Genomic DNA, 11,800 nt, shown 5'->3' on the forward strand with positions numbered 1-11,800 from the left:
TTATTTGAAAACAATCTGTCCCAGATTGGCAGTCAGGTTGAGAATTGTTTCTGATGAATTTTTAATGATTTTTTGGAAAATATTTTTTTCAGTGGTCTGGATAATGATTTCTGAATCGCGGAAGTTGTTTGCCCGGTCAAAAGCCCGGACAGCGATGGTATTGTTGCCAAGTTTGTCAAGGATAACAAACAAAGGCGATCGGGCCGGGAAAAAGGCGTTGTTATTTATTTTGACATAATAAGACTCAATGCCGCTTGCGGTATCTTTGGTTTCAAACTCAACTCTAAGCAGTTCGCCAAGCTTGATTGTTTTTTCGCTGGTGTTTATTTTTATTGGCTCTGGCGGAGTTGAGTCTATCTTTACTTGGTAATGCGAGACCGGGCCAAGCTGGTTGTTTTTTATTCCGGCAATATGGAAATAATAAATTCCGTCGTTAAATACAATGGCGTTGACTGATTTTTTCTCGGCCCAGAAGTTTTTGTCCGGAACATAATCTGGTTCGCGGTTAAAAGTCCAGGCAAAAGATCGGTAGTTTTTGTTTGGCTCTATCCAAGAAAGGTGAATTTCCCTTGAGCGGTACCAAAGACTATTGTTGGGATGAGTATCGGAAAAAACTAAAATCTCTGGAATTTTTTCTCCTGAATCAACAATCCGGTAACTGCCGCTTTGGCTGGCCCGAAGCACATCAGTGCCTAAGCCGTCATTAGCTAAAACTCTGGACTCTTCGGTTATTTTTAACTCATAAGTCCCTTGTTTTATTGGCTTGATTACTAAACTGGCTAACTCGCCTTGGTTCTGGTTAAAACCCGGATTAGGAATAATGCAGGAGATTCTTATTTTTCCCTTCTGGTTGTCAATTGTTTTTTCCAGGAAAAGCTGGTCAGTGCAGATGGAGTTTTCTGTTTTTATTTCTTTAAGATTGATTATTTCCGGATCAAAATCAAGATTAATTTCAAAGGCATTGACCGTTTCACCTCCGGAAGAGGCTAAGATTTTGATTTCATGCTCATAATCTTTGTTGAAAATTCCTGAATCCGGTTCAAGCTTAAGAGTTGAGTTGTAAACTGTCTCGGTTAATTTTTTTACCTGAATCGGAGTTTTGCTGTTAATTAAATAAACCGTGCCAAAGCAGATTCCGCCAAAAATAAAGCTTAAGCAGGCAATTGTGATAAAAATTTTTTTGTTTAACCGTCCTTGTTTTAAAATTAAGGCAAAAACACTTAGAAATCCGGTGAAAAACAAAGTGCTGGCAAGAGCCAGGGCAAAAATTTCCCAGATCTGGATTTCAGGATGAAGAATGATTAATCCGCCCGGACTGTGGTTGATCCCCGGGAAAATCAGATTTTTAGCCAAGTAATTATCATTATCAATCTTTATCAGAGCGGTTTTCTCCAGATTTTGGTTAAACCAATCTGTGCCGGCATTGAAAAAAGATTGGGCCAAAGCTTTTTCTTTATCGGTTTCAAAACTTGAAGCTAACACCCCTTGTTCTTGAGAGTAGAGAATAATCTCGCCGCCGGGCAAAAAATTTTCTTTCAGCCCGCTAATATATTCTTGGTTGATGATTTTAGCGACAAAAATCGCCCCAATCATCTGGCCGTTTTTTTCAATCTGTTTGCCGGCAACAAAGATCAAGGGCAGGGGACTGCCTTTTTCAATCGCAACAATTTTCTCTCCCCGACTGACTGCTTCGCCCCAAGGAGTGGTGCTGAAAATATAATCGCCTCGGATGTTTTTGTATTCAGTTCTGGTTAAAGCAATGCCTTGTTCGTCCGTTACCAAAACCGCGTCAATGTCAAGATCCTGTTTTTGTTTTTCTAAAAATTTCAGCAGTTCAGGAATGTTTTCCCCCTGGATAAACGGGATGATTTCCTCTGAACAGGCGCAGTTATCCATCTTATTATTAATCAATTCGAGGTCTTGATTAAACTGGTGGGTGATTTGGTTAGCGGCCTGGCTTAATTTATCTTTTTTATATTCTCCCAAAACTTGGTTTGAATAAATTGATAAACCAAACAAAAAAAATGCCAAGAAAATCATCAAGGCAAAGATAATCGGTCTTTTGTGCTTTTGTAAAATTCCGGGCAGATTCATAAATACCTAAGGCTATTTGGATGAGTGATGCCAATTTGTATTCGCGATTCCCAAACTTTTTCAGTGAATAAACAAAGTTTCTCCTTCGGGGTTGGCACAGAATTTACTGATTAGCATCGCTTTAATTTTTATTCGCAATTCGCTGATTAGCATAAAATTTGTAGATTGGTATCACCTTACCCTATAGTATAGCAAAAATTATTTTTTCTCAAATCTTTTCAAACCTTAGGTTTTTTGTTAAACTAAAAATTATTCCGGCGTGGCGCAGCGGTAGCGCGAGGGACTGTTAATCCCCAGGTCGCAGGTTCGAATCCTGCCGCCGGAGCTTTGTGGTTTTACCGCCAGAAGGCATAAATTAAATAACAAAACCTATCACAGGCATACTGGAAAAATTACAATTACAATCAGATGATTTAATGAAATAATAACTATGCCAATCAATATAAGAAAATATCATCCTTACCGCTTACTTTATATCGTCGCAGTTGTCGGCTTTTTTCTTTTTTCGTTCACACAGCCTGATCATATTTTTCGGCTCCTCACATTTCTCTTAGCGTGGGCTCCGGTTGCCTGGGAAGCGCTTAAATCTCTCAAAGAGAAAAAATTCGGCAGCGAGTTATTTTTTGTGCTGGCCGCAGTCATTGCGCTGATTGGCGATGAAGAGCTGGCAATGACGGTTGTGCTTCTCGTCGTCCTGGTCGCGGAATACTTTGAGGAACTGGTAGAAGAACGAACGGAGCGAGCAATTGAAAGTTTGCTAAAGCTTGTCCCCGATACTGTTTTAGTCCAGCAAGATAACGAGGAAAAATTACTGCCGATAAGCGAAGTTCGCATCGGAATGAGAGTAGTTGTCAAAACCGGAACAAGTATTCCGGTTGACGGCAGAGTCGCTCATGGAAAGGCAGAGGTTAATGAGGCCTCGCTTACCGGCGAAAGCGCCGTCAAAACAAAGCGAGCGGGCGATCCGGTTTTTTCAGGAACATTTGTGGAGAACGGAAGTGTAATTGTGGAAACTGAAAAAGTCGGTGAAAACACCATGTTTGGCCGCATTCGCCGCTTGATGGAAGATGCAGAAAAGCGTAAGGCCGGTATTCAAATTCTCGCCGATAAGGTCGCCTACATACTCACCCCGCTCCTTATTCTTTTTATCGGCGCCGTCTGGCTGTTCACGAAGGACATCAAACTAGTGATTACGTTTTTGGTATTCGGCTCGCCGATTGAGCTTGCGCTCGTTACGCCGCTCGCCATTCTTGCCGGCACCGTGTCAGCGTTTCGTAGAGGCGTGATTGTGAAAGGCGGGCTCGCGCTCGAACGGTTTGCAAAAGTTGATACATTGATACTTGATAAGACCGGGACGCTCACCATCGGCGAACCGAAAGTTATTTCTGTCCAAACGATTGACGCGGAGCACTCGGATAAAGATGTGATCCGCATGGCCGCCATTGCTGAAAAGCGATCGGGGCATGTTCTTGCCTCGGCCGTGCTTGCAAAAGCAAAGGAGGAGGGAATAACGGTTCCAGAACCCGATTATTACGAGTATATCCCAGGCCACGGCGCGACCGTTCGCTATCAAAATCAAAACATTCGGCTCGGCAGCAAGCACTATATTGAAGCGAAAGACCACGGCAACGTTAAAGTGGGCGCGATGCTTGAATGCGCAGACGAAGACGCGCTCCACTCGTCTTTTTATCTTGCCTGCGGCGAGAAGCTGTGCGGCATGATTTGCGTTGCCGATGAACTGCGCGGCGACGCCGTTTCGACCATTGAGCATTTCAAAGAGGGAGGCATGAAAAATATTATTCTTTTAAGCGGCGATCGCGATGAAGTGGCAAAGCGAGTGGCAAATAAACTTGGAATTAGCGAGGCCTATGGTGGAGTTCTACCGGACGCTAAATTAAAGAAAATTCAGGAATTGCAGAAGCAGGGTCATCGCGTAGCAATGATCGGCGACGGTGTGAATGACGCGCCGGCTCTCAAAGCCGCCGATGTCGGGATTGCCATGGGCGCGATGGGTATGGAGCCAGCCATTGAGGCGTCCGATATTGCGCTCATGTCCAACGATTTAAGCAAAGTCGTTTCAGTGCACGAAATATCGCGCCGCGTTATCCGTACCATCAAGCAAAACATAATCTTGGGTCTTGGACTCACGCACGGTCTTGGCATGGCGCTTGCGTTCTTGCATGTGCTAAATCCCATACAAGCCGCGTTTTTCCACGCCGTACCCGATCTCTTAATTTTGTATAATTCCGGTCGTTTGATTCGCTAAATTGTAGCGGTGCGCGCTGGAAAAATTTCGTTTTTAATCTAAGATAACCTTATGAAGCTCGGTATTATCCTGCAATCTAATAAACCTGATACGTGTGAAATACATTGTTTTCATCCTTTCGTTCTAAATCCTGCCCAAAAGCAAAACTCCCGAGACGGGAGTTTTGCTTTTGGGCTCTTGACACTAACATAGTTTTGGGTATATACTCATAATAGGTAGGCGCAATAAAGGTCGGGCTACCAAATAATAATTAATTATTTAAGACAAAACTATGCCAAGATATGACGGAACTGGCCCTATGGGTTTCGGACCAGGCACTGGTTGGGGCATGGGTCCCTGCGGCTTGGGCTGGGGGCGTGGCTGGGGTTATGGCTATGGATTCAGAAGGTTCATCTCTCCTAAAAATGAACTTTCTGTTTTAGAAGAAGAAAAACAACTGCTTGAGGAAGAATTAACTGTTATTCGCGAGGAAATTGCCAGCTTAAAAAAGGAGCAGAATAAATAAAAGAAGGCGCGGAACCCCGTCCTTTCAAAGAATGGACGGGGCAGGCCTTCTTCAAGCATTAGTTTACCATAAAATAAATTTATGCCCAGACCGCGACTTTGTCGAAGAATTAGATTTAACCCAAATGCAACTTATTTCAAGCCCCAAGGGGTGCCAATGAGGTTTTTAGGGGTGGTCGAATTAACTACCGAAGAGGTAGAAGCTTTGAGGTTGAAAAATATCAAAGATTTAGACCAAAAAGAAGCAGCTCAAAAGATGAATACTTCCCAAAGCACTTTTCAGAGAATTTTGTCCTCGGCTTACAAAAAAATCACTAAAGCGCTGATAGAAGGTAAAGCAATAAAGATAGTGAAAATAGAATAGCGGTTGAAATATGAATTTTTTGGAGGCAAGATATAATAGTAATGAATGTCATGAAACTCAAGCCGGCTGTTTTAATTTTTGTCTTGAATTTAGCAATCGCCAATTCTGTATTTGCTGTTTGGCCGGTTTTTCATGCTAATCCAGAGCGAACCGGCTATCTAAACTCAACGGCGCCGTCAAAGCCGAAGATTCTTTGGCAGATTACCAGAAAAGATTTAGGAAATTACGGAATAAAAGAATTTGAAGCCGGGCAGATCGCGCCAGTGATAAGCGGAAGTAAAGTTTTTGTTGCCGGAGCTTATGTTTTGGCTTTAGAGCTAAAAACCGGAAAATTGCTTTGGCAATATCGCGATTCAGCGGCTGATTTTTATCCTTCAGGTGCTTTAGCTGTTGGCAATGAAAAGATTTTTGTTGCGGTAAATAATACCGACAACCTCCGGACAATGGATCAGGGCTATATTTACGCCCTTAATCAAGCAACCGGAAAGTTTTTGTGGAAAACAAAACTTAATCGTTCAGTTTCCCATTCCTACCCCCTAATTGTTGAGAATAAAATTTTCATTGGCGATGATTCGGGAATAGTTTACGCACTGAATTCAGAAACCGGCAAAATTGTCTGGCAAAAATATCTGGATTCAGCCGAGGTGATTCATTCGTCGCCGGCTTATTATAACGGTTTACTTTATATTGGCACCGAAGGCTCAAGCCGGAGCAATGAAAACCCAAGCCGGTTGTATGCGCTTAATTATCAAACCGGTGAAGTTGTTTGGCGGTACGAGATTGATTTTTTATCCGGAAAACTGAATTTGATTCATGGGACTCCGGCAATATCAAACAATATAGTTTATTTTGGCTCTGAAAACGGATATTTTTATGCGGTTTCGGCTGATAATGGCAAGCTGGTTTGGAAAAAACAGATTGGTTTTGGTGCAGACAATATAGTTGGAATAACCACTGCTCCGTCTGTGGGCTATGGAAAGGTTTTTGTTAATACCTGGTCTGGGAATTTTTTTGCCCTGAAGCGGGATACCGGAGATATTGTTTGGGAATTTTCAACTGAACCAGGCGAAGCAAATTCAGCCCCGGTTTTAGCAGATAAAAAAGTTTATTTTGGCGCAGGCGATTATTTTTACTGCCTGGATGCTAATACCGGTAAGTTGATTTGGAAAGAAAAATGGGGCGGTTTTTCAGCCGCACTGGCAGAGGGGATTTTAATAGCCATAAATCCACTGGCAATGGAAGGTTTTTCTGATCAGGGGATTATTTTGGCAGTTTCAGATAAGGCCAAGAGCGCTGAAGCAGTTAAGCCCAATCAAGAATCAAAAACACCTGAATTAGTTGAGCAAGCGGGGCAATCAGAACAGTTAGAACCAGAGATGTCTGGACCGAAACAAGAACAAGCAAAACCAGCTGACTTTTGGAGCAATTTTGAGAAAAAATTAAAATGGCAGAGCGTTGCCGTGGTTATTGCGGGGCTAATAAGCATTTTTGGTATAATTTATTTATATTTGAGGGGTCGAAAAAATAATTAACAAGTAATTGATATGCCAATTCGCGACAGAGTAAATCAAAAATCTTTTTGGTTTTTTTATTTTTTAATGGCTGCGGTTGTGGCTTTCTCTTATTTTTATTCGTATCTTTGGATTGACTATCCGCGGGTTAAAGAGGCTAATCCGGTTGTCCATGATTTGGCGTTGGGCTTTTCCAGAGTTTTCAATACTGCTTATGAAAACTATTATCTCTATTCACTGCCGTTTATTTTGTTGGGATTCTTGTTTATAGCAAAATTTTGCCAATGGCTGATAAGAGTTGTTGATAAAAAAGCTAAAGTCAGCGGGGATAAGCATCTGGTTATTTTTATTACTTTGCTGTCTCTGCCCAACGCGCTTCACCAGCTGATTGCGGTTTTGTTTGGGTATTATCTGATAGACAACCCAATGCTGGAATTCAAGATTACCGCGATTTTGGGATTTATTTTGGCAATCGGATTTTTGATTTATGCGGAGACAGAAAAATAAATATTATTATGTCTAAATATTTGGCAATTGTAATTGTTTGCCTGGTTGTTTTAGCAACTGGTTTGGGAGTTTATTATTTTCAAAAAACGAAAGCGCCAACAGAGGGGGAAACTGAACAGCGAGTTCAGAATGTTGAGCCGGTTGGGCCACTAGAAGCGTCCCGAAAACCAGAACCATCTGAAATATCCGAAGTGGTTACAGGAAAATCTTCGCTCCCTGAATCTCAAAACCAGGTTGAAGAGAAAAACCAAGAGATTATGCTTGTTAAAAACGGATTTTCCGTTTTGATTCCTGATGGCTGGAAAGAAACCGGCGCTCCTGCAGGGGTATCAGCAATGGTGTCGTATGTTGACGAGCAAATTGCTGACCCAGCGGTCAAGAAAATCAATTTTAAGACTTATTATTCAGTCCAGTATGATGTTCTGCAGGGTCAAGCCTTGGTAGAGTATGCGGGGATCGTAAAGAACCAATTAGGCCAAGTAATTCCCGAGATCAGTTTCCAAAGTCAGGAAGCAATAAAAATAAATAATTACGAGGCTTATACGCTTGAGGCAGAACTGAACCAGCAAGGGGTTGATTTTAAGGTGCTGATGATAATAATAAAAGGAAATCAAGATGATGTTTGGACCATTGCTTTTAACACGCCAAAAAGCAAATGGCAGGAATATCAGGACTTGTTCCAAAGCATTGCTAAGAGTTTTGAAGTAAAGTAGGTGATTGGGTTTTATCTTTCAGGGAATAAAATAAAAACTAAAAAGCTGTCCCGCAAGCGGGACAGCTTTGATTTACTCCACCTCTTTCCAACTTTCTGGACAGGGTGGAACTACATTTGGGTATTTGGGGATTTTTTTGCGGGCTTCTAAGATAAATTTTAGAAGCCCACTTCGCCAAAGGGCGAAGGTCAAAACCGCAATGATTACAACCCCTTCTATAGACATATTTTCCTCCTTATGTTTCCGGGTCATTTTCATGACCCGCCATAGAAATAAAAAATAAAGTCAACCCGATTGCAATGCTGATCGGGAAGACTATTCCCGAAAGCCATTTTGCCTGCGGAAACAGCAGGCAAAAAATGGCTTCAATGATTATTATTGATAGCCCCAAAACAAATGGGGCATCTTTTTTGCTCACAGCAACCTCCTTTTGATTGATTTAATAAAACTATATCCTATGGACAATGAAATTTCAATATGGTATAGTTGAAAATCAAAAATTTAAAAAAGGAGGCCAAGATGGCTGAATTAAGTAATACCAATTGCCCGCGATGTGGGCAGAAACTTTTTTTATCAAACCAGAAAGTGAAAATCTCTAGGGTGGGGTATCGATCCTACCTCTATTGCGCTAATGGGGGGTGTATAGCGTATGTTTACGATCAGATGTTTGTAGTCCACAGGGGTAAATTAAGACAATTAAAGTCTATTTTTCAGATAGAAAAGTAGATATCTGGCGCCCATTGGGCGCCTTTTGTTTTTGATATAATCAAATTATGGATTTTAAGCAAAAAGTTTTAAAGATTGTAAAAAATATTCCTAAAGGGGAGTTTTTAAGTTATCAGCAAGTGGCAAAATTGGCAGGGAATAAGAAAGCAGCCAGAGCAGTGGGGAATTTTATGGCCCAGAATCAAAATCCAGCTGTTTTTTGCCATCGAGTGGTTAAAAGTAATAGTGAAGTTGGCGGTTATTCTGGGGGTCATAAGTTGGGTTGGAAAAAACTGGGTTTGCTTTTAAGAGAGGGCGTTATTGCAGTAATGCCAACAGACACAATCTACGGCATCTGCGGTTCTGCTTTGAATAGGAAAACAGTTGAGAAAATTTATCAGTTAAAGCAAAGATCTCCGGGCAAACCAATGATTATCTTAATCTCGGATTTAGCAGAGCTTAGTTTGTTTGGAGTTAAACCAAGCCTAAAAGAACTTAAAATTCTGAAAAAACTCTGGCCCGGAAGAATTTCAATAATTTTGCCAATAAAAAACAAAGACAAAAAAGAAAGTTTATTTTATCTTCATCGGGGAACCAGCGGTTTAAGTTTTCGTTTGCCCAAAGATAAATTTTTGTTAAAGATTTTAAAGATCTCCGGACCGGTAGTGGCGCCAAGCGCAAACTTAGAAGACAAAGAACCAGCCGGAACAATTAACCAAGCAAGAAAATATTTTGGCAATTCGGTTGTTTATTATGCCGGAAAGAAAGTTTATTCAAAAGAACCCTCAACTTTAATTAGATTCAGTAATCGCAAAATTGAAGTTTTGAGAAAAGGTGCTGATTATAAAATGCTACCTTTGTATTTATCAAAATAGCGCCTAACTCTTTTATTATTGACGATTTAAAGTATAATAAGAACACAATTTAATAGACAGCCAATTCAGTTGGAAGGGCTGAGTTGGCTGTCGCAATTATTTTTCCATGGCCGGATCAAGGGTCTCACCTCCTTTCCTTGGTTCGGCCGCCTAAAACATCAGGCGCCTCACGGGGCGCCTGTTTTCATTTTAATGAGAAATAAAGGAGAACTGTTCTCCTTTAGTTCTCATTTTTTAGATTTTAATTAAAAATGCTAAAATTATTCATTATGAAGCAAATTCCTAAACCGGCCATAGTTTTGATTTTGTTGGTAATAATTTTAAGCGCTTTTAGTTATTTAATTTGGCAGTATTATCTTGTTTATCAGGAGCTGGCGCGAACCAATAAAAAATTGATTTTTGTTAGTCAGACTTTTTCTAACTTGGCCGATTGGTTTGGGAAAGATGTTTTTCAGCTTAAGATTGCCAATCAAAACTTGACCAATCTATTAAAATCAGAACAAGGCAAAAACCAGTTTTTTGCTAAACAAATCTCCGGTATCCAGAGCACGGTCAGCGATTTGGAAAAATTAAACCAGCTTGATGAAGAGCTTTTGAAAAAATATTCCAAGGTTTATTTTTTGAACGAGCATTATCTGCCCCAGCAGCTTTCAATCATTGATAAAAAATACGCTTATAATCAGAACGAAGTTTATCAGATTCACAGCCAAGCCAAGCCGTATCTGTATCAAATGCTTGAAGCGGCTGATTCTGACGGAATGCCAATAAAAATAATTTCCGCCTACCGGTCTTTTGCCGACCAAGCCAATTTGAAATCAAGTTATAAAATGGTTTATGGTTCAGGAGCAAATCAGTTTTCCGCTGACCAAGGATATTCCGAGCACCAGCTCGGCACCGCAATTGATTTAACCACCCCGGAACTGGGCGCGGAATTTTATGATTTTGCCAAAACGCCGGCTTACCAATGGTTATTAAACAATGCTTATAAATACGGCTTTATCTTGTCTTATCCGGAAAATAACGCTTATTATGTTTTTGAGCCATGGCATTGGCGTTTTGTTGGCGTAATGCTGGCAACCGAACTTCATACTCAAAACAGGCATTTTTACGATTTAGACCAGCGGGAAATAGACAGGTATCTGATTAATATATTTGATTAAAATTTATGAGGCAGTATGTTGGTGTTATTTTAATAAATTCAAAGGGTTTTGTTTTGGCCCAGCATCGGGATAATAATCCCGAGATTATCGGGCCGAACACTTGGTGCACTGTTGGCGGCAGTGTTGACGGCAATGATTTGTCTTTAAAGCAGGCGGCGAAAAGGGAATTAGAAGAAGAAACCGGTTATAAAGTAAGAGAAGGGGAACTGGAACTGCTTGTTTAGGATAAATATTTAAGCGAGAAGGGAGATCGGATTCAAAGAATAATTTTTTGGGCGCGCTGCGATGAAAAGCAAACAATTCATTGTTATGAAGGCCAAGAAATTAGGTTTATTTCTCTGGAAGAAGTTGAATCTTTGAATTTTTACCAGGGGCACAGAGAGTTTTTTAAAAAAGCTTTAGGAAAATTTAAATAATTAAAAGATTATGATTGATTTTATAAAATACTCGCTCTGGCCAGCAGTAAAGGTAAAGCTGACTTATTGGTGGTGGGTAATTAAGTATCAAGGCAAAAAAAATATTCCGCCGGAATTGATTTTTGGCAAAATGTCTGAATCAATGAACCGGATGCAGGACGGCTTGCTTCAAGCTTTGCGTCATAGCCCGGATGATATTAGCGAAGAAGAAAAACAAGAACTCTTAAAACTACTGCGTTTGGCTGATTCTTTAGAAAAAGAGATTAACCAAGCAAAAACTGAAAATCAAGAAAAATAATATTTAGGAAGTATTTAGGAAGTCCGACTTCCGTAGATAGATACATAGATAAAGTTGATTAACTTGCCAATGCAGGTATTTCTATTTAAATTCCGCGATCGCGGGATTTAAATAGAAATAAAAAACAGAAAAAATAACAATCCCCGGTTAGACAATAAACCAATTAATCAGCCAAGATGTATAATTATTCGGGTCTTGACAAACAAAGATTCTTTGCTATACTAACAACGTCTTCAGGCGAAAGGCTTCGGCCCGGAACCCGAAGACACTGGAGAACTCCGCTTCGGCGGAGTTTTCCATTTGGTTTAATTTATGCTATAATTATTCAGCACTTCTTCTCCTTCTGAAGGAGGGGGGGGGGGGGGGGGGCGGGGGCGCCCCCCCCCA

Annotated in this window: 12 protein-coding genes and 1 tRNA gene; 11 read left to right on the top strand and 2 right to left on the bottom strand. The window is 40.7% G+C overall.

The window, feature by feature from the left end:
• The gene (locus tag AB1721_01405) at positions 1-2,094 is read right to left on the bottom strand and encodes a cohesin domain-containing protein (protein MEW5805369.1); all 2,094 of its coding nucleotides are present in this window, start codon (positions 2,092-2,094) and stop codon (positions 1-3) included.
• A gap of 253 nt (positions 2,095-2,347) precedes the next feature.
• On the opposite strand from AB1721_01405, the gene AB1721_01410 reads away from it, so the two are divergent.
• The 7 genes from AB1721_01410 (at position 2,348) to AB1721_01440 (ending at position 7,959) form a co-directional block, all read left to right on the top strand.
• A tRNA-Asn gene (locus tag AB1721_01410) sits at positions 2,348-2,419 on the top strand.
• Positions 2,420-2,524: 105 nt separating this feature from the next.
• Positions 2,525-4,360: a cation-translocating P-type ATPase gene (locus AB1721_01415; GenBank protein MEW5805370.1), complete on the top strand. Its 1,836-nt coding sequence runs from the start codon at positions 2,525-2,527 to the stop codon at positions 4,358-4,360.
• Between the two features lie 271 nt (positions 4,361-4,631).
• Positions 4,632-4,865: a DUF5320 domain-containing protein gene (locus AB1721_01420; protein MEW5805371.1), complete on the top strand. Its 234-nt coding sequence runs from the start codon at positions 4,632-4,634 to the stop codon at positions 4,863-4,865.
• 81 nt (positions 4,866-4,946) lie between these two features.
• The gene (locus AB1721_01425) at positions 4,947-5,228 is read left to right on the top strand and encodes a DUF134 domain-containing protein (protein ID MEW5805372.1); all 282 of its coding nucleotides are present in this window, start codon (positions 4,947-4,949) and stop codon (positions 5,226-5,228) included.
• A 50-nt stretch (positions 5,229-5,278) separates the two neighbouring features.
• The gene (locus tag AB1721_01430) at positions 5,279-6,760 is read left to right on the top strand and encodes a PQQ-binding-like beta-propeller repeat protein (GenBank protein MEW5805373.1); all 1,482 of its coding nucleotides are present in this window, start codon (positions 5,279-5,281) and stop codon (positions 6,758-6,760) included.
• Positions 6,761-6,772: 12 nt separating this feature from the next.
• Positions 6,773-7,246 carry a hypothetical protein gene (locus AB1721_01435; protein ID MEW5805374.1) on the top strand — a complete coding sequence of 158 codons (474 nt, stop codon included), beginning with the start codon at positions 6,773-6,775 and terminating at the stop codon, positions 7,244-7,246.
• Positions 7,247-7,254: 8 nt separating this feature from the next.
• Positions 7,255-7,959, top strand: a complete 705-nt coding sequence (locus AB1721_01440; protein MEW5805375.1) for a hypothetical protein — start codon at positions 7,255-7,257, stop codon at positions 7,957-7,959.
• 235 nt (positions 7,960-8,194) lie between these two features.
• Here AB1721_01440 and AB1721_01445 read toward each other — a convergent pair whose 3' ends face one another.
• Entirely contained in the window at positions 8,195-8,377 is a 183-nt protein-coding gene (locus AB1721_01445; GenBank protein ID MEW5805376.1) for a hypothetical protein, read from the bottom strand.
• Positions 8,378-8,732: 355 nt separating this feature from the next.
• On the opposite strand from AB1721_01445, the gene AB1721_01450 reads away from it, so the two are divergent.
• The 4 genes from AB1721_01450 (at position 8,733) to AB1721_01465 (ending at position 11,413) form a co-directional block, all read left to right on the top strand.
• The gene (locus AB1721_01450) at positions 8,733-9,539 is read left to right on the top strand and encodes an L-threonylcarbamoyladenylate synthase (GenBank protein ID MEW5805377.1); all 807 of its coding nucleotides are present in this window, start codon (positions 8,733-8,735) and stop codon (positions 9,537-9,539) included.
• A 269-nt stretch (positions 9,540-9,808) separates the two neighbouring features.
• A complete protein-coding gene (locus tag AB1721_01455; GenBank protein MEW5805378.1) occupies positions 9,809-10,699 on the top strand; it encodes a M15 family metallopeptidase in 891 nt (296 codons plus the stop codon).
• A gap of 5 nt (positions 10,700-10,704) precedes the next feature.
• Complete coding sequence (locus tag AB1721_01460; protein ID MEW5805379.1) at positions 10,705-10,923, top strand: NUDIX hydrolase; 219 nt, start codon at positions 10,705-10,707, stop codon at positions 10,921-10,923.
• 202 nt (positions 10,924-11,125) lie between these two features.
• On the top strand, positions 11,126-11,413 hold the full coding sequence (locus AB1721_01465) for a hypothetical protein (GenBank protein MEW5805380.1): 288 nt from the start codon (positions 11,126-11,128) through the stop codon (positions 11,411-11,413).
• Positions 11,414-11,800: the final 387 nt, after the last annotated feature.

This window comes from Patescibacteria group bacterium, assembly GCA_040753135.1.
Lineage (GTDB): Bacteria > Patescibacteriota > Minisyncoccia > UBA6257 > Brennerbacteraceae > JBFMGR01.